This window comes from Ruegeria sp. BG3, assembly GCF_056538485.1.
Genome location: NZ_JBQFTE010000004.1, coordinates 129,660 through 150,672 on the forward strand (window position 1 = coordinate 129,660; position 21,013 = coordinate 150,672).

Consider the following 21,013-nt stretch of genomic DNA (forward strand, 5'->3'; position numbering starts at 1 on the left):
AAGGTCGAGCCTGCCTGCGGTTTAATTTGCCGCGATTGTCAGGTCTTGGAACAGATTATTCAACACCAGAAACTCACCGACTTCGGTACACATCGGCATAGTCAGGATCAGATCGCGCGACCGCAGCCGGCGATCACTGCGCAGTTCCAAAGACTGAACGTTCAGATCTCGGCCACAATTGGCCTCAGTCACTTCGGTTTCAACCGTCAAGGCGACCGAGCCGGTCTGTTCCGAACGCGCAGCTGGGAAGGAATAGATCTGGATATTCTGCCCATCATGGAAGCCCGCACTTCCCAGATGGACCACGGAACCCGCGCCCTGCGATGCGCTATTGGCCGAGATATGCCCCTGCTCACCATAGCTGGCGCCGAACTCCAAGGCGTGGATTTGCAGATCGGTCCGACCCTGCCATTGCAATGCGACCCGGTCGAACTGGTCAATGTCCATGATGTGAGTGGTGGCGACCGTGCCGGTTTGATCCTCAAAAGAGATTAGGAAAATGGCGTATTCGGATAGGGCTGGAATGGTCAGGTCCAAGGCACCGTTTTCGTCGGTTTGCTGCGTCAGCGTCAGACCGCTGTGGTGAATTTCAACACGTTCGTTGCTGCGGCAGGGGGCCTTGATCCGCAGCCGTGCATTGGCACCCATTTGGGCGGAGGCACGCGCGCTGATACTGCAATTGGTGTGCTTTTGTGCCGCCTTCGGCGCAGGGCGCTCAATCGGTTGAGAGGGGGTCTCGTCAGAGGAAGAGGTTTGCACGATACGCTCAAGCCCCGCGATGACCGAGGCCTGATCCGCGACAGAGGCCACGGCGACAGGTTCCTGCGCGCCATTCGGCTGCGCAGGCGCACCATATTGCATCAGGTAACCAATACCCAGGGCACAGGCGACCGTGCCGCACATGGTCACGTAATTTCTTACTACGAACAAAACACCCTCCCCAGTTGAAGGAGCGAGTCGCACTTTCGTTAACAATCGCGGCCAATTTGTGGCCGCGAAGCGGAGCGATTGTGACTGATATTTGTTGACGTTAGGTCAATCTGCCATGGCAGTGTTTGAACTTTTTGCCCGAGCCACAGGGGCATTGATCGTTGCGTGAGGGATTGCCCCAGGTCGATGGGTCATTCTCGTCAAAGCCGGGCAGTGCATCGCCTGACGCGACGGCCTCGGCCTTGGCTTCGGCGGCACCTGCGGCCTGATCAACGGCCTGCTGAGCTTGCGCTTGCTGGGCCGCCATCTGCGCCAACATCTCGCGCTGTTCTTCCTCGGTCAGCGGACGCACGCGCGACAATTGCTGAGTCACGGTTTCGCGCAAACTGTCCAGCATACCTTCGAACAGCTGGAAGCTTTCGTTCTTGTACTCGTTCAGCGGATCGCGCTGGGCGTAGCCCCGGAATCCGACGACCGAGCGCAGATGTTCCAGCGTCAGAAGATGCTCGCGCCATTTGCCGTCGATGGTCTGCAACAGAACCTGCTTTTCGATGTTGCGCATGTTCTCGGGGCCGAAGGCCACAGCCTTTTGCGCCATCATCTCATCGGCGGCCTTGACCAGACGCTCACGCACCTGTTCGTCATCTACACCTTCTTCGGCGGCCCAGTCCTGAACCGGGGCATCGATGGTCAGCTTTTCCTTGATCGCCTCATGCAGCCCATCGGTATCCCACTGATCTGCATAGGATTTGGGCGGCATATATTCGTCGATCAGATCGTCGATCACCTGCTCGCGCATATCCGAGACGATCTCGGACAGGTCGTCGGCTGACATGATCTCGCGCCGTTGGCTGAAGATCACCTTACGCTGATCGTTCATCACGTCGTCGAATTTCAGAACGTTCTTGCGCATGTCAAAGTTGCGGCCTTCGACCTTGGACTGCGCGCGTTCTAGCGATTTGTTGACCCAGGGGTGAACGATGGCCTCACCCTCTTTCATGCCCAGCGTGGTCAGTACCTTGTCCAGACGTTCCGAGCCGAAGATGCGCATCAGGTCGTCTTCGAGGCTGAGGTAGAACACAGTGCGTCCCGGATCGCCCTGACGGCCCGAGCGGCCGCGCAGCTGGTTGTCGATGCGGCGGCTTTCATGGCGTTCCGAGGCCATGACATACAAACCACCCGCATCCAGAACTCTTTGTTTTTCCTCGGCGTGCTTGGCCTCTTCCGCGGCGCGCAGCTCGGCTGGGTCGGCCTCGGGGTTTTCGGCCAGGGCCTGCAGAACCTTCATCTCGACATTGCCGCCCAGTTGAATGTCGGTACCACGACCGGCCATGTTGGTGGCGATGGTGACCGCACTGTAGCGGCCCGCATCGGCCACGATCTGGGCCTCTTGTTCATGCTGGCGTGCGTTCAGAACGTTGTGTTCGATCTTTTCCTTGGTCAGCATCTGACTAAGAACTTCGGATTTCTCGATTGAGGTGGTGCCGATCAGAACCGGTTGACCCTTTTCCTGGGCTTCCTTCGCCTCAGAGATAATCGCGCCGTATTTCTCCATCGCGGTGCGATAGACCTGATCGTCCTCGTCCAGACGCGCAATCGGACGGTTGGTGGGCACTTCGACCACGCCCAAACCATAGATTTCCTGGAATTCTTCGGCTTCGGTCAGCGCGGTCCCGGTCATGCCGCCCAGCTTGTCATAGAGGCGGAAATAGTTCTGGAAGGTCACGCTGGCCAGAGTCACGTTCTCAGGCTGAATCTGGACGTTTTCTTTCGCCTCGATGGCTTGGTGAAGACCTTCCGACAGGCGACGACCCGGCATCATACGGCCGGTGAATTCGTCGATTAGAACCACATTGCCATCACGTACGATATAGTCCTTGTCGCGCTGGAACAGTTTATGCGCACGCAGGCCCTGATTGACGTGATGCACCACGGTGGTGCTTTCGGGATCGTACAGAGAATGATCCTCGGGGATCAGGCCCGCGGCGATCAGTTGCTGTTCCAGAAACTCGTTGCCTTCATCGGTGAAAGTCACGTTGCGGGATTTTTCGTCCAGCGAATAGTGATCGTCACTCAGGCTCGGGATAAGCGCGTCAATCGCGGTGTACAGATCAGAACGGTCCTGCGCCGGACCCGAGATGATCAACGGCGTCCGCGCCTCATCAATCAGGATCGAGTCGACCTCATCCACAATCGCGAAATTGTGGTATTTCTGATAGATATCGGCCATATCGGCCTTCATGTTGTCGCGCAGATAGTCGAAGCCAAGCTCATTGTTCGTGGCGTAAGTCACGTCACAGGCATAAGCGGCTTTCTTCTCGGCATCTTGCTGGCCCGACCAGATCACACCGGTGGTCATACCCAACGCGGCGAAGACTTTGCCCATCCATTCAGCATCCCGTTTGGCCAGGTATTCGTTGACCGTGACGACATGCACGCCCTTGCCGGTCAGGGCGTTCAGGTAGGCGGGAAAAGTGGCGACCAGCGTCTTGCCCTCACCCGTCTTCATCTCCGAGATATTGCCCTGATGCAGGAAGGTGCCGCCCATCAGCTGCACATCAAAGGCCCGCAGACCCAGTGCGCGTTTGGCACCTTCGCGCACGTTGGCAAAAGCTTCGGGCAGCAGGTCATCCAGGCTCTCGCCATCCAGCGCACGTTTGCGCAGTTCGGCGGTCTTTTCGATCAGACCCTCGTCAGAGAGTTTTTCGAACTCGGGTTCCAGCGCGTTGATCTTTTCGATAAGGGGGCGGGTCGCCTTGATCTTGCGGTCGTTCGGTGTTCCGAACACCTTTTTGGCGAGCGTTCCGAGTCCCAGCATGTTCACTCCAGCGGATCTGTTCTTGTCTTGGTTGCGACAGGCTTGCCCACCTTGCGCGCAACCCATAGATACGGGGGGTGAAAGGCGGCCCTGTCCAAGGCTTCAAAGCGATGTAAGCGGCAGGTTCTGAAGTGTCAACGCTGCGCCCTGTCGCGGCAAAGAAATAGGATGATTCCATGCCCAAAGGCCTCACTTTTCTGCCATCGCTGGCTTTGACCGCCGTGATGGCGCTGCCGCTGGCCGCCGAAACCAAGCCAGATGCAGGCACCGTTCTGGCCACGGTCAACGGTGACGAGATCACATTGGGTCACGTTGTAGCCACCGTCGCGGCGTTGCCGCAGCAATATCAGCAGATCGAGGACGACGTGCTGTATGACTTCGTGCTTGAGCAACTGATCCAGCAGCAATTGCTGGGCCAACAGCAGGAAGAGCTGACCCAGCAAAACGCTCTGACGCTGGACAATGAGACACGCTCTTTGCTGGCGGTGCAGACTGTGAACGCGCTGACCAACGATGTTGTGACGGATGAGGCGGTACAAGCGGCCTATGACGCGCAGTTTGCTGAGTTTGAAGGTGAAGACGAGTTCGATGCCAGCCATATTCTGGTTGAATCCGAGGACGAGGCCAAAGCCCTCAAGGCGCAACTGGATGACGGTGCCGACTTTGCCGAGATGGCGCGCGAGCATTCGACGGGTCCGTCCGGCCCCAATGGCGGTGCGCTGGGCTGGTTCGGCAAGGGCCAGATGGTGCCCGAGTTTGAAAAAGCCGTGCTAGGCCTTGAAAAAGGTCAGATTTCCGAGCCGGTGCAAACGCAGTTCGGCTGGCATCTGGTCATCCTGAACGACAAGCGCAAATCTGAAGCCCCTGCGCTTGAGGCCGTGCGCGATGAGCTTGCCCAGACCATTCAGCAAGAGGCTATTCAGGCCCATATTGATGAGCTGACCCAACAGGCTCAGATCGAACGCACCGCCCTTGAAGGGGTTGGTCCTGAAGTCATCCGCCAGCTGGACCTGATTCAGGAGTAAACACCCGTGGCCACGATCACCAAAACCTCGCCACTGGCCCCTGCCGGTTTTCCCGACCTGCCCGCGATTGACGGAGTGCGTTTTGCAACCGTCGAGGCGGGTGTGCGCTACACAGGCCGGACCGACGTCATGTTGGCGGTTCTCGATCCCGGCACGTCCGTGGCCGGGGTGTTTACCCGCTCGGCCACCCGCGCCGCTCCGGTGCTGGACTGTCAGGATAAGATCGGCGGCGCCAGCGATGGGCCAGCGGCGATTTTGGTGAACTCGGGCAATGCCAATGCTTTCACCGGCCACTACGGCCAAAACTCGGTCGCTGAGGTGACGCAAGCCGTGGCAAAGGCGACCAGCGTTCCGGTTGAGAGGGTCTTCACCTCATCCACCGGTGTGATCGGTGAACCTCTGCCGCATGATCGTATTGTCTCGCAGCTTGAGGCGCTGAAATCCGGCCTTAGCCGTCACGCGATTGAGGACGCAGCGCGGGCGATCATGACCACCGATACCTTCCCGAAAGGGGCCTCGGCGCAGGTCGAGATTGACGGCAAAACAGTCTCTATTGCGGGGATTGCCAAGGGGTCCGGCATGATCGCGCCCGATATGGCGACGATGCTGGTCTACATCTTCACCGATGCGGTGGTTGACCAATCGGCGCTGCAATCCATGCTGGGCGCGCAGACAGACCGGACCTTCAACTGCATCACCGTGGACAGCGATACCTCGACATCGGACAGCCTTTTGCTGTGCGCAACCGGCGCGTCGGGTGTTGATGCTACCGGGAACGCGGCCTTCGCAGTGGCGTTGGAAACCGTGATGCTGGACCTCGCGCAGCAAGTTGTGCGCGATGGCGAAGGGGCGACGAAATTCGTAGAAATCCGCGTGACCGGAGCCGCCTCGGACGAAGACGCCAAGGTGCACGGGTTGGCGATTGCGAACTCCCCTCTGGTGAAAACCGCCATCGCGGGTGAGGACCCCAACTGGGGTCGCGTCGTCATGGCCATCGGCAAATCCGGAGCCGCCGCCGACCGCGACCTGCTGAGCATTTCCTTCGGCGATATTCTGGTCGCTGAAAAAGGCTGGGTCAGCCCCGACTATCGTGAAGAAGACGCGGCCGCCTACATGAAAGGCCAAGATCTTGTGATCGCAGTCGATCTGGGGCTGGGTGAAGGGCAATCCACCGTTTGGACCTGCGACCTGACCCATGGCTATATCGAGATCAACGCGGATTATCGTTCATGAAGACAGTACTAGTGTCTGCTGTGGCTCTGATCGACATCGAGGGCCGCGTTTTGCTGGCCCAACGTCCCGAGGGCAAATCCATGGCTGGTCTGTGGGAATTCCCCGGCGGCAAGATCGAACCCGGCGAAACCCCCGAGGCCGCCCTGATCCGCGAATTGCACGAGGAACTTGGCATCAACACCTGGACCTCCTGCCTCGCGCCGCTGACCTTCGCCAGCCACAGCTACGACGATTTTCACCTGCTCATGCCGTTGTTTGCCTGCCGGAAGTGGGAGGGTATCCCGCAGTCCAAGGAGGGTCAGGCGCTGAAATGGGTGCGGGCGAACGATCTTCGCAACTACCCGATGCCAGCGGCAGATGTGCCGCTGATTCCGATACTGCGGGATTGGTTGTGAACGTCTGGCAAAACCAGAGTTAAGGTTTTCAAATGAAAGATTAGAAAAGAAACCCAGCGGGATTTTCCGCTGGGTTTCCTATCTTCTAACGTTAAGCCCAGCCAAGCTGCTTCAAGGAATGCGCGTCGTTCCAGATTTTCGTCATATGCCGAATTTTGTCGCCATCGAATTCAATCGCGTAAACGTAGTCGGCCGCGATTGTTTTGCCGGTGGCCGGCACTGGACCATCTACTGAATGGGTTCCGTGGAAAACAGCAAATGCATTCACGATTCCACGTTCATCGTCAGTCGAGAACGATTTTAGCTCATAGTGCCCATCTGGAATCGGAGTTAGCAGCCCCTTCATCCAGTCAGCGTAACCTTCCAGTGTCGTAACATCGACCAGAGCATCGGCTTGCGCTGAAAACGTGGCACCGTCGTGACAGAAGTCCTTACAGCCGTCCCAGCCTTTGCCGGTTTCGCATGCCTCAAAGAACTCTCGTGCAGTTTTTTGAATGGACATTGGTTTCCCCCTTAAACAACAGCCAACTGAATTGGCCACTCAGTCACTCAACACCAATCAGAGTACGTTGAAACGTGCGTATCTCAAAATGACCTAGGATAAACCTGCAAGGCCGAGCAGGAATGACGTTGGCTCAAATGTGTGCAGATATTCGATTGCGCTGAACTTTAGAGCGCATGTTCGATCGTGCGAAACGAGTCCACCTGACCCTGTTACAATTCGTAAGAATTGAGAAAACATCAGGCAAAACTTGACGCTGATCGTGACTGTGCTCCTAATCGGGGCATTGGCGTTCGGGCACCATCCCGGACCCGCCATTTCCGGCCCGGGGAGGGGTCGGGTGGGGAGGAGAAAGAGATTGGCTCAGACGCAGTCGGGCGCTGAAGGGATGCACTCCCTTCCGGCGCTGCTACATCGCAATGCTACAGAGTTCGGGGATGCCCCGGCTTATCGGGAAAAAGAATTCGGGATCTGGCAATGCTGGACCTGGGCGGAGGCCGCTAAGGAAATTCGCGCCATCGCGCTTGGGTTCCTGGAGTTGGGCGTTGAGAAGGGCGACCACATCGCCGTCATTGGTCGTAACCGTCCGGCGCATTACTGGTCGATGGTGGCCGCTCAGATGGTGGGCGCGGTTCCGGTGCCTCTGTATCAGGACTCGGTCGCGGAAGAGATGGCCTATGTGCTGGAACATTGCGGCGCGAAATTTGTCGTTTGCGGCGATCAGGAGCAGGTCGACAAGGTCATCGAGATTCAGGAAAACCTGCATCAGGTCAAACACATCCTCTATACCGACAAGCGTGGTATGCGGAAATATGACCACTCGCAGATGAACGCGCTTGAGGACATTATGGCCGAAGGCAGCGCAGGGCACGCGCGGTTCGATACTGAGCTGGACAAGCGTATCGCGGCGATCACCTATGACGATACCTGTGTGATGCTCTATACCTCGGGTACGACGGGCAAGCCCAAGGGTGTGGTGCTGTCGAACCGGAATGTCATTGAAAGTGCAAAGAACTCGGCTGAGTTCGATCATCTGACCCGGAACGAAGACATTCTGTCTTACCTGCCTATGGCCTGGGTCGGCGATTTCATCTTCTCGATCGGTCAGGCCTATTGGTGCGGCTTCTGCGTGAACTGCCCCGAAAGTGCCGACACGATGATGACCGACCTGCGCGAGATTGGACCGACCTATTTCTTTGCACCGCCGCGCGTTTTTGAAACGCAGCTGACCAATGTGATGATCCGGATGGAGGATGCGGGCAAGCTGAAGCGCAATATGTTTCATCACTTCATGGCCCATGCCAAAAAGGTCGGTGGCCTGTTGCTGGACGGCAAGCCGGTGGGCTTTGGCGACAAGCTGAAATACGCGCTTGGCAATATGCTGGTTTACGGCCCGTTGAAGGATACGCTCGGCTATGGCCGGTTCCGCGTCGGCTATACGGCGGGTGAGGCCATCGGGCCGGAAATCTTTGATTTCTACCGCTCTTTGGGCATCAACCTCAAACAGCTCTATGGTCAGACCGAAGCGACCGTCTTTATCACGCAGCAGCCGGATGGCGAGGTGCGCGCAGATACGGTCGGCGTTCCAGCCCCTGCGGTCGAATTGAAAATCGACGAGAGTGGCGAGATCCATTACCGTTCGCCCGGTGTGTTTGTTGAATACTACAACAACCCGGATTCGACGGCCTCGACCAAGGATGCTGAGGGCTGGGTTGCGACCGGGGATGCCGGGTTCATCGAGGAAAGCTCGGGCCATTTGCGGATCATCGACCGCGCCAAGGATGTGGGCAAAATGGCTGACGGGTCGATGTTCGCGCCGAAATATGTCGAGAACAAGCTGAAATTCTATCCCGATATTCTTGAGGTCGTTCTGTTCGGGAACGGCAAGGATCGCTGCGTGGCCTTCATCAATATCGACCTGACGGCGGTCGGAAACTGGGCCGAGCGCAACAACGTAGCTTACGCGTCCTACCAGGAACTGGCGGGACATCCGCGTGTGTTAGAGACGATTAAGGCCCACGTGGAAGAGGTTAACAAATCGGTCGCTGCGGATGAGATGCTGTCGGGCTGTCAGGTGCATCGCTTTGTGGTTCTGCATAAGGAACTGGATGCCGATGATGGCGAGATGACCCGGACCCGCAAGGTGCGACGTGGCTTTGTCGAGGACAAATTCCACGACATTATTGCCGCCCTTTATGACGGGTCCTCGAGCGTTTCGACGACAACCGAAGTGACCTACGAGGATGGGCGCAAAGGGTCGATTTCTGCAACGCTAGAGATCGTTGATGCGCCGGTTGTGTCGGTCGCGCAGCACAAGGTCGCGGCGGAATGAGTTTCATTTTGCCAATCTTGTTTGTCGCTTTGTCGGTGGGTTTTGGTGCCGGAGCGGTCATTTATTTTTCCGAGCGAGTTTCGAACGCCTTTTCCCACGTTGTCAGCGGGTTAATCGGCATGATCGTGGGTATGCTGAGCGCCCTTGCCTATCCCGCGAAGGCTTTCGATGGCGGCGCAATCTACGGGTATCTCGGAGCGGGTGTGCTTAGCTGCCTTTTCCTGAATCGTATTGTGAAGTGGGCGAATGATGCTGGATAATTCCGAAGGATATGTCACCGAAGACGGCCGCAAGATCGGCGGTGTGGTCATGGAGATGAAAAACATCACCCTGCGTTTTGGTGGCGTGGTTGCGATCAAGGACATCTCGTTCGATATTCGAGAGGGTGAAATCCGTGCCATTATCGGGCCGAACGGCGCGGGTAAGTCCTCGATGTTGAATGTGATCTCGGGGTTTTATGTCCCGCAGGAGGGTGAGGTTTGGTTCCACGGCTCCAAGCGTCCTCCGATGCGGCCGTTTGAGGTCGCGCAGCAGGGGATTGCGCGGACCTTCCAGAACATCGCCTTGTTTGAAGGCATGAGCGTTTTGGACAACGTCATGACCGGACGCTTGAGCTTTATGAAGACCAACATCCTTCAACAGGCGTGGTGGAAGGGTAAAGCCGAGGCGGAAGAGACCGAGAATCGTGAGGCGGTTGAGCGGATTATCGACTTCCTAGAGATCCAGCACATCCGCAAGACGCCTGTGTCACGCCTGCCGTACGGGTTGAAGAAGCGAGTGGAGCTTGCGCGTGCTTTGGCGGCGGAGCCGAAGCTGCTGCTGCTGGATGAACCCATGGCGGGCATGAACGTCGAAGAGAAAGAGGACATGAGCCGCTTCATCCTCGATGTGAATGACGAATTTGGCACCACCATTGCTCTGATCGAGCACGACATGGGCGTGGTGATGGACCTGAGCGACCGGGTCGTTGTGATGGATTACGGCAAGAAGATTGGTGACGGCACGCCCGACGAGGTGCGCAACAACCAAGAGGTCATCGACGCCTATCTGGGGGTCAGCCATGACTGACATCGGGGTAGTAAATTGGGGAGGCACCTATGCCTGAACAACTCGTATTTGCGATGGAGGTCATCCTCAACGGTCTGATGGCCGGGGTGCTTTATGCGCTGGTCGCGCTGGGCTTTGTGCTGATCTACAAGGCTTCGGGGATTTTCAACTATGCCCAAGGGGTTATGGCGCTTTTTGCGGCGATGACGCTGGTGGGGATCATGAAGGGGCAAGTGCCTTTTGCCCACCTGATTAATGCGATTTTCGGGACGCATATCCACTATTTTGGCTGGAACGTGCCCGCGCTCTTGGCGATCCTTTTGACCATGGCGGTGATGGTGTTGTTGGCCTGGGCGGTGCAGCGCTTCGTCATGCGCCATCTGGTCGGACAGGAGCCTATCATTCTGTTCATGGCCACCATTGGTCTGGCTTATTTCCTTGAGGGCGTGGCCGACCTGATGTGGGGGTCTGAGATCAAGACGCTGGATGTAGGCCTGCCACAGGGCATCAACCTGTGGATTGATGAGACGACCTACATCATCTTCGACTACGGCTTCTTCATCGACAATCTGGACATCGTGGCGACGATCATCGCGGCGCTTCTGGTGGCAGCTCTGGTTGCGTTCAGCCAGTACACCAAACAGGGTCGGGCGATGCGCGCCGTGGCGGATGACCATCAGGCAGCGCTGTCGGTCGGGATTTCGCTGAACTTCATATGGGTCATGGTCTGGTCGGTGGCCGGCTTCGTCGCTCTGGTCGCGGGGATCATGTGGGGCACCAAGTCTGGCGTGCAGTTCTCGCTGTCGCTGATCGCGCTCAAGGCGCTGCCGGTGCTGATGCTGGGCGGCTTCACCTCGATCCCCGGAGCCATCGTCGGCGGGCTGATCATCGGCGTGGGTGAGAAGCTGTTCGAATTCGCCTTAGGACCTGCGCTGGGCGGCGCGACTGAGAACTGGTTTGCCTACGTGCTGGCGCTGATCTTCCTCGTGTTCCGACCTCAGGGCCTGTTCGGCGAGAAGATCATCGAGAGGGTTTAGCGATGACCAAGCTGATCGCCATCATCAACGTCATCGCATGGGCCGGGTTCTGGGCGTTTGGGTATATAGCCCTGACCTCGGACGATCTTTCCGAAGGCCAGCTGACCATCGCGGCAATCCTGGCTTTTGCGGGTCTGATCATGGGCGTTCTGGCCTATTTGAAACTGGTCCGCGCGTCTGAGGCGAGCGGATACGCCAAGGGCTCAAACCAATTGGACGCCGCGGCCCGGAACCGGGCGCAGGAAGAATGGGGAAAGTAAGACATGTTCTATCGTGAGGCCGGGGATTTCAAAACCTCGTACATTGCTGACAGCCAGACTTTCCCGATCAAGTTTGACCGGTACCGCTATTATGTCGTGCTGGCAGTTGCGTTCGGGATCATTCCCTTCATCATAAACGACTATTGGGCGAACGCCCTGCTGCTGCCCTTTCTGATCTACGCCATCGCGGCGATCGGGCTGAATATCCTTGTGGGCTATTGCGGGCAGGTCTCGCTGGGGACCGGAGGGTTCATGGCTGTGGGTGCCTATGCCTGCTACAAGCTGATGACTGCTTTCCCGGATGTCAGCATGTTCATCCACGTGATCCTTGCTGGAGGTATCACGGCCTTTGTGGGCGTGCTGTTCGGCCTGCCGAGCCTTCGGATCAAGGGGTTCTACCTAGCGGTTGCGACGCTGGCGGCGCAGTTCTTCCTAGTGTGGCTGTTTAACCGGGTGCCATGGTTCTACAACTACTCGGCTTCGGGGCAGATTAACGCGCCGGAACGGGATGTGTTTGGTATCATCATCACCGGCCCAAATGCTCCGGCATGGGCGACCTATCTGTTCTGCCTGATCTTCCTGACCGTTTGCGCCATCCTTGCACGCAACCTGACGCGGGGCACCACGGGCCGGACCTGGATGGCAATCCGCGACATGGACATCGCTGCCGAGATCATCGGCGTGAACCCCCTCAAAGCCAAACTGACCGCTTTTGCCGTCAGTTCATTCTTCGTGGGCATCGCGGGGGCGCTGTTCTTTGCGGTCTATCTGGGCGCGGTTGAAGTCGGTGAGGTCTTTGGCATCCAGAAATCATTTCTGGTGCTGTTCATGGTCATTATCGGCGGATTAGGGTCTATTTTCGGGTCCTTTGCGGGAGCTGCTTTCCTTGTGCTGTTGCCAGTCGTGCTGAAGCTGATCGGCGTAGACCTGCTGGGTTGGCCCACGGACATCGTGGCGCACCTGAACCTCGTGATCGTAGGCGGGCTGATCATCATGTTCCTGATCCTCGAACCGCATGGGCTGGCGCAGCTGTGGCGTGTCGCCAAGGAGAAACTCAGACTCTGGCCGTTCCCGCACTAGGGACAGGCCCAATCAAAAAAGACGGGTGCAAACGCCCGAAACCACCATCGGATCAATCAAGGGAGGAGACACCCGATGAACAAGAAACTGGCAACCCTGGCGCTGGGCGCCGTGATGGCCGCAGGTCCGGTCATGGCCGACCTTGTGTTCCCGTCGCTCAGCTACCGGACGGGTCCCTACGCGGCAGGCGGTATTCCGTTTGCTGACGGTTACGCCGACTATTTCACTCTGCTGAATGAACGCGATGGCGGCATCGGGGGTGTTCCAGCCAAGGTTATCGAATGCGAAACCGGCTATAACACTGAAAAAGGTGTGGAATGCTATGAATCGACCAAAGGCGAAGGTGCTCTGGTCTATCAACCGCTGTCCACCGGAATTACCTATCAGCTGATCCCGAAAGTGACGGCAGATGGCATCCCGCTGCACACGATGGGATATGGCCGGACCTCGGCTGCGAATGGCGAGGTGTTCAGCCACGTGTTCAACTATCCGGCCAACTACTGGAACGGAGCTTCGGGCGCGATCAACTATCTGCTGGATGAAAACGGCGGAGACCTGAGCGGCAAGAAAATCGCGCTGGTGTACCACAACTCTGCCTACGGCAAAGAGCCGATCCGCACTCTGGAAACGCTGGCCGAAAAGCACGGCTATGAGCTGTCTCTGCTGCCCGTCGACCACCCAGGTCAGGAGCAGAAGTCGCAGTGGCTGCAAATCCGCCGCGAAAAGCCCGATTTTGTGATCATGTGGGGCTGGGGCGTCATGAACCAAGTTGCGGTTCAGGAAGCGGCCAACATTCGCTTCCCGATGGAGAACTTCATTGGCGTCTGGTGGTCAGGTGCTGAATTCGATGTCGAGCCTGCAGGTGAAAAGGCCACCGGCTACAAGGCCCTGACCTTCACGGGCCTAGGTATGGACTATCCGGTCTATGACGATCTGCAGAAATACGTCGTCGATGCCGGTAAAGCCGCAGGCGCAGGGGATCAACTGGGCACTGTTCAGTACAACCGCGGTCTCTATGCTGCGATGTTGGCGGCTGAAGCGGTAAAGACTGCGCAGGAAATGCACGGCACTGCCGAAATCGACGCGTCAATGATGCGCGATGGCATGGAAGCGTTGGAAATCACCAATGCCAAGATGGAAGGTCTGGGCATGGTCGGTTTCGGACCGGAATTCTCGGTTTCATGTGAAAACCATGGCGGCCCCGGTCTTGTGGGTGTGGTCCAGTGGGATGCAGCAGCCGGAACCTGGAACCCGGTTCAGGACTTCAAACCGACAGATGCCGAAGTCATCAACGCTCTGATCGCAGAAGACTCGGCGGCTTATGCGGCTGAAAACAATATCGAAACGCGCTGCAACTAAGGCGCTCTGAACCAAGCGGGGCGGCGGTTTGCTGCCGCCCTGACCCGAACACGCGAACGAGGATAGGCGCTGATGCTGGATGCGGCCCAAACCACGGATGTGCAGGCGGAAACCCTGCTTGAGGTCAACAATATCGAGGTGATCTACAATCACGTGATCCTCGTGCTGAAGGGCGTCAGCCTGACGGTTCCCAAAGGCGGCATCACGGCGCTGCTTGGGGGGAATGGTGCTGGCAAGACTACGACGCTCAAGGCGGTGTCGAACCTACTGCATTCTGAACGGGGCGAGGTCACCAAAGGCTCGATCAAATATCGCGGCCAAAGCGTGCATGAAAGCGACCCGGCGGATCTGGTGGAAAAAGGCGTCATTCAGGTGATGGAGGGACGCCATTGTTTCGAACACCTTACGGTCGAGGAAAACCTGCTGACCGGGGCCTATACCCGCAAGGACGGTAATGCCGCGATCCAGAGTGACCTGGAGCTGGTTTACAATTACTTCCCGCGCCTGAAAGAGCGCCGCAAAAGTCAGGCGGGCTATACCTCGGGCGGGGAACAGCAGATGGTCGCGATGGGCCGCGCGCTGATGTCACGGCCCGAGACGATCCTGCTGGATGAACCCTCAATGGGGCTTGCCCCGCAGCTGGTCGAAGAGATTTTCGGCATCGTAAAAGACCTGAACGAGAAAGAGGGCGTCTCGTTCCTGTTGGCCGAACAGAACACCAATGTTGCGCTCAGGTTTGCCCATTATGGCTACATTCTGGAATCCGGCCGCGTGGTGATGGACGGCCCTGCTGCCGAACTTCGCGAGAACCCGGATGTGAAGGAATTCTATCTCGGCATGTCAGATGAAGGCCGCAAAAGCTTTCGCGATGTGCGCTCGTACCGCCGCCGCAAGCGGTGGTTGTGATCTGATGGAGGATATGGCGATGACCTATTTCGACGCACTCGAAACGCGCTCGGCGGATCAGCGCGCCTCGGATCAGGCGGTGGCGCTGCAGGCGCAACTGGAGCGGGCGCGGTCTGCACCTGGGTTTATGGCGCATTTCGCTGAAACAGACACTAATACGGTGAAAACGGCCGAAGACCTGCCCTTGCTACCGGTGTTGCGCAAGTCGGACCTGACCCGCGCGCAAGGAGAGCGGCCGCCCTTTGGGGGATTTACAGTCAAACCCGCGCGGCACTTTCACCATGTGTTCCAATCCCCCGGCCCGATCTATGAGCCGGGCAGCACCGACCACGATTGGTGGCGCATGGGTCGCTTCCTGAACGCCGCCGGTGTTGGCGCGGGCGACATCGTTCAGAATTGCTTTGGCTATCACCTGACGCCTGCGGGCATGATCTTTGAAAACGGCGCTCGCGCGGTTGGCGCGGCTGTTCTACCTGCCGGGACCGGCCAGACCGAGCTGCAGGTGACCGCCGCCCGCGACGTTGGATGCACGGCCTATGCGGGCACGCCGGACTATCTGAAGGTTATTCTGGACAAGGCCGATGCCATGGGCGTTGCGCTGAGTTTCTCCAAGGCCGCTGTGGGTGGTGGCGCGCTGTTCCCGTCGTTGCGGCAGGAATATGCGGATCGCGGCATTGCCTGTCTGCAATGCTATGCCACGGCCGATCTGGGCAATATCGCCTATGAGAGCGCCGCGATGGAGGGGATGATTCTGGACGAACATGTCATCGTCGAAATTGTCACTCCCGGCACCGGCACTCCGGTTGCGCCCGGTGAGGTTGGTGAGGTCGTGGTGACCTCTCTCAACCCAGACTACCCGCTGATCCGGTTTGCGACCGGCGACCTGTCGGCCATCATGCCGGGTCAGTCGCCTTGTGGTCGTACGAACGATCGGATCATGGGATGGATGGGGCGTGCCGATCAGACCACCAAAATCAAGGGCATGTTCGTCCGGCCCGAGCAGGTGGCCGCGCTGGTCGACAAACATGCCGAGATCGTCAAAGCTCGCGTGATCGCGGCCCGTCAGGGTGAGATGGACACGATGACCGTCCAGATCGAAAGCGCGGGTGGCGATGACATGGCCTATGCGAAATCCGTGGCCGAAGTGCTGAAGCTGAAAGGCGCAATCGAGGTTGTGGCCCCCGGGTCCTTGCCCAAGGATGGCCTGGTGATCGAGGATCAGCGCGTCTATGACTGATATCTGCGGCGTTTGATGCCGCAGATTTGTTGCTAGATTTATTGCTCTGGGCACTGGCGTTTCCTAGTGTTTTAGTCGAGAAAGAGGACGCCCTCGCCACTTACAAGCCCGGACAATGGCCCAGATCGAATATTCTGAAAATGGATCACGAAACCGCGGCGTGCGTGGCACGCGGCTGTTGGCGGCCATTGCCTATATCGTAGCGGCGGCCTGTCTGTTGCCGATGGTCGCGGTGGTTCTGGCGGCGCTGACCGGTGGAACGGAAACCATCTCGCACCTTGCTGAAACCGTGCTGCCCCGCTACACGATGACCACCGCCATATTGGTGGTTCTGGTGGCTGTTGGCACGTTCAGCATCGGGACCGGAGCGGCGTGGCTGGTGACGATGACGCGGTTCCCCGGCGTGCGCCTTTTGGAAATCGCGCTGGTCCTGCCGCTGGCCTTCCCGGCCTACGTTCTGGCCTATGCCTACACATTCATTCTGGATCATCCCGGTATCGTGCAGGCCACGCTGCGCGATGTGACGGGATGGGGGCCGCGCGACTATTGGTTCCCCGAAATCCGCTCGACCGAAGGCGCGGCGGTGATGCTGACGCTGGTGCTTTACCCCTATGTCTACCTGCTGGCGCGGGCAGCGTTCCTGCAGCAAAGCGCAACCGCATTTCTGGCGGCGCGGGCGTTGGGAAACAGCCCCTGGTTGGCCTTTCGGCGGGTCTCTCTGCCGATGGCGCGCCCTGCTATTGCCGGAGGCGTTCTTCTGGCGATCATGGAGACCATCGCCGATTTCGGAACCGTCTCGTATTTCGGCGTCCAGACCTTCGCCACGGGCATTTATACCAGCTGGTTCTCACTAGGGGATCGCGCAGGCGCCGCACAGCTGGCTTTGTGCCTGCTGACTTTCGCGCTTGTGCTGGCGGTGGCTGAACGCACGCGGCGCGGCAAGGCCAAGTACTATCAAGCGGGCAAGCAACATGCAGCTCTGCCCGCGGCGCAACTGACTGGATGGCGCGCGATTGGGGCTTTTGCCCTCTGCGCCATTCCCGTGTTTTTCGGGTTCCTGCTGCCGGTGGTTGTTCTGTTCGAGATGGGGTTGAAATCTGAGCAGAACCTGCTGTCACCCCGCTACCTCGGCTTCATTCAGAATTCGCTTATCCTCGCCGGGACGGCTGCTGTCATCACCGTTATTGCGGCCGTCAGTGTTGGGTTCTTTCAGCGCTTGAGACCGGGGCGGCCCTCGACCATCGCGGGCTATATCGCGCGGCTGGGCTATGCGGTGCCGGGTGGGGTGATCGCGGTTGGTCTGCTGGTGCCTTTTGCTAGCTTTGACAATGCGCTGGATGCGTGGATGCGCGCGACATTTGATGTATCGACGGGCCTGTTGGTAACGGGGTCCATCTGGCTTCTGGTGGCAGCCTATATGGTGCGGTTCCTTGCGGCAGCCCTAAGTGCCTATGAAGGCGGGCAGAGTACGGTTCACGCCAATATGGACGCCGCAGCCCGGTCCTTGGGGCAAACGCCTCTGGGCACGCTAAGGCGGGTGCATTTGCCGATCCTGACGCCCTCATTGTTGACGGCCCTGTTGATCGTCTTTGTTGACGTGATGAAGGAATTGCCCGCAACGCTGATCATGCGCCCTTTCAACTTTGACACGTTGGCAGTGCAGGCCTACCGGCTGGCCTCGGACGAGCGGCTCGAGGGGGCGGCGGTACCATCCTTGGTCATTCTGGCTGTTGGATTGCTGCCTGTGATCCTGATATGTCGACAAGTCGGACGGCGGTAACACCCGTTGACGAATTATGGCCCGCTTGCGCATCGGGCTTGATTCAGCCGCGTTTTCCGGCAAGGCTTGGGGTATGAACATGCAGCCTCCCAGCCGGTTCCCAACAAACTCGGCCCAGATGCCCGTCGCGTTCGACCGGCGCGAGATGTCCCATATCCTGTCCGTCTATGGCAAGATGGTCGCCGCCGGAGAATGGCGCGACTACGGAATTTCCAACCTGCGCGACATGGCGATTTTTTCGATCTTCCGACGGACCGCCGAGCATCCGATCTACCGGATCGAAAAGCATCCCCGTCTGCGCCAAAAGCAGGGGATGTATTCCGTTGTGGGGATGGACGGACGGATCCTGAAACGCGGCCATGACCTGCGCACCGTTCTGAGGGTGCTGGAGCGCAAGCTGATCCGCTCAGTTTCTCCGGATTAGAGTCTTTTGTGAGCTGTCACAGGCCCGTCACCCTGCGCCTGAATGCGCGTGATGGCGTGATCCAAGGATTCATACGCGACTGCCATGTGGTGCGCGTTGGCATGCAACAGCATATTTGGCCCGGAAACCCATGCGACATGGCCTTTCCAAAACAACAGATCGCCGCGTTTGGCCTCTGATCCTTCGGGCAGATTGATACCAAGGGCCTTTTCCTGATCGCCGCTGTCGCCGGGACACGCCATACCGCAGGCCAGCAACCCCACCTGAACCAGTCCAGAACAGTCGATCCCGAACCGACTGTTGCCGCCCCACAGATAGGGAGTGCCCAGAAACAACTCGGCCACAGCGACAGGATCACGGTTCAATTCGGCAATTGGGGCGGTGTGGACCTTGGGGATGAATCCCAGCTCAGTTTCAACAAATCCATCCGTTTCAGAGCGCGCATGTACGGAGCTGCCAAAACTCAGCGAGGCCAGATCGCGGGTTTTCATATCCGCCTGCTCATAGGCATGCGTGGCAGGCACAACAATCCTGTGGGTCGCGGTCTGTCGCGGCCCCAATTGGGCCGAGCGAACCCAACCGACATAGTCGTCCTTGTCGGCCTTGATATGACTCCACCCATCTTGCTGTTCTGAAAGCTGTACTTTGTCTCCGAATAGCAACTGACGATCGCGCGGGCCGTTTGGGCTGCGCAGCAGGTCAATGACGGGGTCCACGACGCTTAGGCGGGTCATAGGCCCAAAATCTCGGGCAGTGCGGTCAGTACGGCGCGTGGGCCTTGCCCCAGACCACCCTTACTGCGACCCGGTTGCTTGCTGGGTTGCCAGGAATAGATGTCGAAATGCATGTAATTGCTGTCTTCAACAAAGCGGCGCAGGAACAGGGCTGCGGTGATGGAGCCCGCGAACCCGCCCGAAGGCGCGTTGTCCAGATCGGCGATGCCGGGTTCAATCATCGCCTCATAGGGCGTGTGGAAGGGCATGCGCCAGACCGGATCAGCGGACCGGGTGGCAGCGTTGCTTAATGCACCGGCGACGCGGTCATCATCGGTGTAGAACGGCGCTAGATCGGGGCCCACGGCCACGCGCGCCGCGCCGGTCAGGGTTGCCATCGAGATCACGAGGTCCGGTTTCCCCTCATCCGCCAGCGCCAGCGCGTCGGCCAGAACCAAGCGCCCCTCGGCATCGGTGTTGTTGATCTCGACGGTCAGACCCTTGCGCGAGGTCAGGACATCGCCGGGGCGGAAGGCGTTGCCTGCGACCGCATTCTCGACCGCCGGGATCAGCACCCGCAGCTGTAGCGGCAGGTTCAGCGCCATGATCATCCGGGCAAGGCCCAGAACATTGGCGGCCCCGCCCATGTCCTTTTTCATCAGACCCATCGACGCGCCCGGTTTCAGGTTCAGCCCGCCGGTATCGAAACACACACCCTTGCCGACGAGCGTCAGCGTCGGCCCGGTCGCGCCCCAATTCATCTCGATCAGGCGCGGGGCCTGATCTGCGGCTCGCCCAACCGTATGGATCAACGGGAAATTCTGTTCCAGCAACGCGTCGCCGGTGATCGTTTTGCACGTGGCTCCGAATTCGTCCGCCAACGCCTCGGCTGCCGCTTGCAGTTGATCCGGCCCCATATCGGAGGCTGGCGTGTTGACCAGATCGCGGGTCAGCGCCTCGGCATTTGCCAGTACCTCCAACCGCGCGGCATCAACGCCTTCAGGGGCAACCAGTCGCGCCTTGGCGGCGGATTGAGGCGCATAACGATCAAAGGCGTAGCCGGTCAGCAACCAGCCCAGACACTCCATCTCCAGGTGCTCGGCGGGGACGCCTGCCGCGATGTGGTAGCTGCCTCCGGGCAGCGCATCCGCCGCAGCGGCCAGAGGGAACCGCTTGCGGGCGCGCTTGCCCTCGGTTCCATATCCAGCCAGCGCGAACCCCGCACCGCCCTCCGTGCTTGGCACCGTCAGGACCTGACCCAGCGCGCCCTTGAACCCGTTCGCTGCAACCCAATTTCGGATGTGATCGGACTGACCGGCCAGCCAATCGTCCAGATCAGGTTGCGCCACCACATGCAGCGGCACAGAGGTGTCAGAGGGTTGGGCGAAGCTGAGGGTCATAAACGTCTCGGGCTGAGTGAATTTGCGACCAGACTATCCGCCTGCGGTCTGCCCGCAACCCCCGTCACACCGAAAGGTCCTGCTGATCCCAGATCGCAGTCAGAGAGCGCTCTCCAACCCGGATCAACCGACCCAGCGTTGCACCTGCTGCAACCGCATCGCCCGCATCCACGGCGCCGGTGACGTCGCTCGCAACCCGCGCCAGCGCCGTCATTCCGATCTGATCGGCGATTGCCACCAGCGATTTGGCGCATTTGCGCAATGCCTCCCAATCGCGCTGCCGCCAGTGCCGTTCGCAATTCGACAAGCGCACGGCCAGCTCCTCGACCGTGCGGCACAGCACGTCCAACGCGTTCTTGTCACCCAATTGCCGGTACAGCCCGCTGAGGCGATCCAGATCCAGTCGCACGGTTACCTTGTGTTCAAGCCTGAGTATGTTTTCCACCACATTCACCCTAGTTTAGACGCCCCCACGGCGTGACATTAATCCTTGCTGTGAATTCCTTTGCAAAACCTTGCGATGACTTTGGATAAT

At 58.7% G+C, this 21,013-nt stretch carries 20 protein-coding genes; 14 read left to right on the forward strand and 6 right to left on the reverse strand.

What is annotated here, in order from left to right; translation table 11 throughout:
* Positions 1–21 precede the first annotated feature (21 nt).
* Together ACR0AI_RS08115 and secA are read right to left on the reverse strand one after the other, a co-directional pair.
* Entirely contained in the window at positions 22–930 is a 909-nt protein-coding gene (locus ACR0AI_RS08115; protein WP_480673065.1) for a hypothetical protein, read from the reverse strand.
* Between the two features lie 100 nt (positions 931–1,030).
* Positions 1,031–3,748 (reverse strand): preprotein translocase subunit SecA, encoded by a 2,718-nt coding sequence (secA, locus tag ACR0AI_RS08120; RefSeq protein ID WP_480673066.1) that lies wholly within the window; start codon positions 3,746–3,748, stop codon positions 1,031–1,033.
* A gap of 176 nt (positions 3,749–3,924) precedes the next feature.
* Here secA and ACR0AI_RS08125 point away from each other — a divergent pair, with 176 nt between their 5' ends.
* From ACR0AI_RS08125 to mutT, 3 genes are read left to right on the forward strand one after another with little or no spacing between them, the layout of a single operon-like run.
* The gene (locus ACR0AI_RS08125; protein WP_480673068.1) at positions 3,925–4,773 is read left to right on the forward strand and encodes a peptidylprolyl isomerase; all 849 of its coding nucleotides are present in this window, start codon (positions 3,925–3,927) and stop codon (positions 4,771–4,773) included.
* Between the two features lie 6 nt (positions 4,774–4,779).
* Positions 4,780–6,006 (forward strand): bifunctional glutamate N-acetyltransferase/amino-acid acetyltransferase ArgJ, encoded by a 1,227-nt coding sequence (gene argJ, locus ACR0AI_RS08130; RefSeq protein WP_480673070.1) that lies wholly within the window; start codon positions 4,780–4,782, stop codon positions 6,004–6,006.
* Complete coding sequence (mutT, locus tag ACR0AI_RS08135) at positions 6,003–6,401, forward strand: 8-oxo-dGTP diphosphatase MutT (protein ID WP_170462898.1); 399 nt, start codon at positions 6,003–6,005, stop codon at positions 6,399–6,401. The genes argJ and mutT overlap by 4 nt, the downstream gene beginning before the upstream one ends.
* A 91-nt stretch (positions 6,402–6,492) precedes the next feature.
* Here mutT and ACR0AI_RS08140 read toward each other — a convergent pair whose 3' ends face one another.
* The gene (locus ACR0AI_RS08140) at positions 6,493–6,903 is read right to left on the reverse strand and encodes an ester cyclase (protein WP_170479942.1); all 411 of its coding nucleotides are present in this window, start codon (positions 6,901–6,903) and stop codon (positions 6,493–6,495) included.
* 388 nt (positions 6,904–7,291) lie between these two features.
* On the opposite strand from ACR0AI_RS08140, the gene ACR0AI_RS08145 reads away from it, so the two are divergent.
* The 11 genes from ACR0AI_RS08145 to ACR0AI_RS08195 all read left to right on the forward strand — a co-directional run bounded on the left by ACR0AI_RS08145 (position 7,292) and on the right by ACR0AI_RS08195 (position 18,365).
* Positions 7,292–9,235 (forward strand): AMP-binding protein, encoded by a 1,944-nt coding sequence (locus tag ACR0AI_RS08145; RefSeq protein ID WP_480673349.1) that lies wholly within the window; start codon positions 7,292–7,294, stop codon positions 9,233–9,235.
* Positions 9,232–9,495: a hypothetical protein gene (locus ACR0AI_RS08150; RefSeq protein WP_480673072.1), complete on the forward strand. Its 264-nt coding sequence runs from the start codon at positions 9,232–9,234 to the stop codon at positions 9,493–9,495. Before ACR0AI_RS08145 ends, ACR0AI_RS08150 begins: the two co-directional genes overlap by 4 nt.
* On the forward strand, positions 9,485–10,303 hold the full coding sequence (locus ACR0AI_RS08155; protein WP_170380262.1) for an ABC transporter ATP-binding protein: 819 nt from the start codon (positions 9,485–9,487) through the stop codon (positions 10,301–10,303). The genes ACR0AI_RS08150 and ACR0AI_RS08155 overlap by 11 nt, the downstream gene beginning before the upstream one ends.
* A 29-nt stretch (positions 10,304–10,332) precedes the next feature.
* Positions 10,333–11,319, forward strand: a complete 987-nt coding sequence (locus ACR0AI_RS08160) for a branched-chain amino acid ABC transporter permease (protein ID WP_480673074.1) — start codon at positions 10,333–10,335, stop codon at positions 11,317–11,319.
* A 2-nt stretch (positions 11,320–11,321) separates the two neighbouring features.
* A complete protein-coding gene (locus tag ACR0AI_RS08165; protein ID WP_170380264.1) occupies positions 11,322–11,579 on the forward strand; it encodes a hypothetical protein in 258 nt (85 codons plus the stop codon).
* 3 nt (positions 11,580–11,582) lie between these two features.
* Positions 11,583–12,659, forward strand: coding sequence for a branched-chain amino acid ABC transporter permease (locus ACR0AI_RS08170; RefSeq protein WP_170380265.1), 1,077 nt, complete (start codon positions 11,583–11,585; stop codon positions 12,657–12,659).
* Between the two features lie 75 nt (positions 12,660–12,734).
* Entirely contained in the window at positions 12,735–14,018 is a 1,284-nt protein-coding gene (locus tag ACR0AI_RS08175; protein ID WP_170380266.1) for an ABC transporter substrate-binding protein, read from the forward strand.
* Between the two features lie 72 nt (positions 14,019–14,090).
* Positions 14,091–14,924, forward strand: a complete 834-nt coding sequence (locus ACR0AI_RS08180; protein WP_170470807.1) for an ABC transporter ATP-binding protein — start codon at positions 14,091–14,093, stop codon at positions 14,922–14,924.
* A gap of 19 nt (positions 14,925–14,943) precedes the next feature.
* On the forward strand, positions 14,944–16,161 hold the full coding sequence (locus tag ACR0AI_RS08185; RefSeq protein ID WP_480673351.1) for a phenylacetate--CoA ligase family protein: 1,218 nt from the start codon (positions 14,944–14,946) through the stop codon (positions 16,159–16,161).
* 115 nt (positions 16,162–16,276) lie between these two features.
* Complete coding sequence (locus ACR0AI_RS08190; protein ID WP_170462905.1) at positions 16,277–17,941, forward strand: ABC transporter permease; 1,665 nt, start codon at positions 16,277–16,279, stop codon at positions 17,939–17,941.
* A 73-nt stretch (positions 17,942–18,014) separates the two neighbouring features.
* The gene (locus tag ACR0AI_RS08195; RefSeq protein ID WP_170380289.1) at positions 18,015–18,365 is read left to right on the forward strand and encodes a DUF2794 domain-containing protein; all 351 of its coding nucleotides are present in this window, start codon (positions 18,015–18,017) and stop codon (positions 18,363–18,365) included.
* Here ACR0AI_RS08195 and ACR0AI_RS08200 read toward each other — a convergent pair.
* From ACR0AI_RS08200 to ACR0AI_RS08210, 3 genes are all read right to left on the reverse strand, one after another.
* Positions 18,362–19,099, reverse strand: coding sequence for a C40 family peptidase (locus ACR0AI_RS08200; RefSeq protein WP_480673077.1), 738 nt, complete (start codon positions 19,097–19,099; stop codon positions 18,362–18,364). The two genes, ACR0AI_RS08195 and ACR0AI_RS08200, sit on opposite strands and share 4 nt — an antisense overlap.
* Complete coding sequence (locus tag ACR0AI_RS08205) at positions 19,096–20,478, reverse strand: leucyl aminopeptidase family protein (RefSeq protein ID WP_480673079.1); 1,383 nt, start codon at positions 20,476–20,478, stop codon at positions 19,096–19,098. Before ACR0AI_RS08205 ends, ACR0AI_RS08200 begins: the two co-directional genes overlap by 4 nt.
* 64 nt (positions 20,479–20,542) lie before the next feature.
* Positions 20,543–20,932, reverse strand: a complete 390-nt coding sequence (locus ACR0AI_RS08210; protein WP_480673081.1) for a hypothetical protein — start codon at positions 20,930–20,932, stop codon at positions 20,543–20,545.
* Positions 20,933–21,013 lie beyond the last annotated feature (81 nt).

What these genes read in the sequence shown, in the direction of transcription:
- secA (WP_480673066.1), bottom strand. Translation starts at nt 3,748, where the DNA reads ATGCTGGGACTCGGAACGCTCGCCAAAAAGGTGTTCGGAACACCGAAC.
- ACR0AI_RS08175 (WP_170380266.1), top strand. Translation starts at nt 12,735, where the DNA reads ATGAACAAGAAACTGGCAACCCTGGCGCTGGGCGCCGTGATGGCCGCA.
- ACR0AI_RS08170 (WP_170380265.1), top strand. Translation starts at nt 11,583, where the DNA reads ATGTTCTATCGTGAGGCCGGGGATTTCAAAACCTCGTACATTGCTGAC.
- ACR0AI_RS08145 (WP_480673349.1), top strand. Translation starts at nt 7,292, where the DNA reads ATGCACTCCCTTCCGGCGCTGCTACATCGCAATGCTACAGAGTTCGGG.
- ACR0AI_RS08165 (WP_170380264.1), top strand. Translation starts at nt 11,322, where the DNA reads ATGACCAAGCTGATCGCCATCATCAACGTCATCGCATGGGCCGGGTTC.
- ACR0AI_RS08190 (WP_170462905.1), top strand. Translation starts at nt 16,277, where the DNA reads ATGGCCCAGATCGAATATTCTGAAAATGGATCACGAAACCGCGGCGTG.
- mutT (WP_170462898.1), top strand. Translation starts at nt 6,003, where the DNA reads ATGAAGACAGTACTAGTGTCTGCTGTGGCTCTGATCGACATCGAGGGC.
- ACR0AI_RS08195 (WP_170380289.1), top strand. Translation starts at nt 18,015, where the DNA reads ATGAACATGCAGCCTCCCAGCCGGTTCCCAACAAACTCGGCCCAGATG.
- ACR0AI_RS08150 (WP_480673072.1), top strand. Translation starts at nt 9,232, where the DNA reads ATGAGTTTCATTTTGCCAATCTTGTTTGTCGCTTTGTCGGTGGGTTTT.
- ACR0AI_RS08155 (WP_170380262.1), top strand. Translation starts at nt 9,485, where the DNA reads ATGCTGGATAATTCCGAAGGATATGTCACCGAAGACGGCCGCAAGATC.
- ACR0AI_RS08140 (WP_170479942.1), bottom strand. Translation starts at nt 6,903, where the DNA reads ATGTCCATTCAAAAAACTGCACGAGAGTTCTTTGAGGCATGCGAAACC.
- ACR0AI_RS08125 (WP_480673068.1), top strand. Translation starts at nt 3,925, where the DNA reads ATGCCCAAAGGCCTCACTTTTCTGCCATCGCTGGCTTTGACCGCCGTG.
- ACR0AI_RS08180 (WP_170470807.1), top strand. Translation starts at nt 14,091, where the DNA reads ATGCTGGATGCGGCCCAAACCACGGATGTGCAGGCGGAAACCCTGCTT.
- ACR0AI_RS08185 (WP_480673351.1), top strand. Translation starts at nt 14,944, where the DNA reads ATGACCTATTTCGACGCACTCGAAACGCGCTCGGCGGATCAGCGCGCC.
- ACR0AI_RS08205 (WP_480673079.1), bottom strand. Translation starts at nt 20,478, where the DNA reads ATGACCCTCAGCTTCGCCCAACCCTCTGACACCTCTGTGCCGCTGCAT.
- ACR0AI_RS08200 (WP_480673077.1), bottom strand. Translation starts at nt 19,099, where the DNA reads ATGACCCGCCTAAGCGTCGTGGACCCCGTCATTGACCTGCTGCGCAGC.
- ACR0AI_RS08160 (WP_480673074.1), top strand. Translation starts at nt 10,333, where the DNA reads ATGCCTGAACAACTCGTATTTGCGATGGAGGTCATCCTCAACGGTCTG.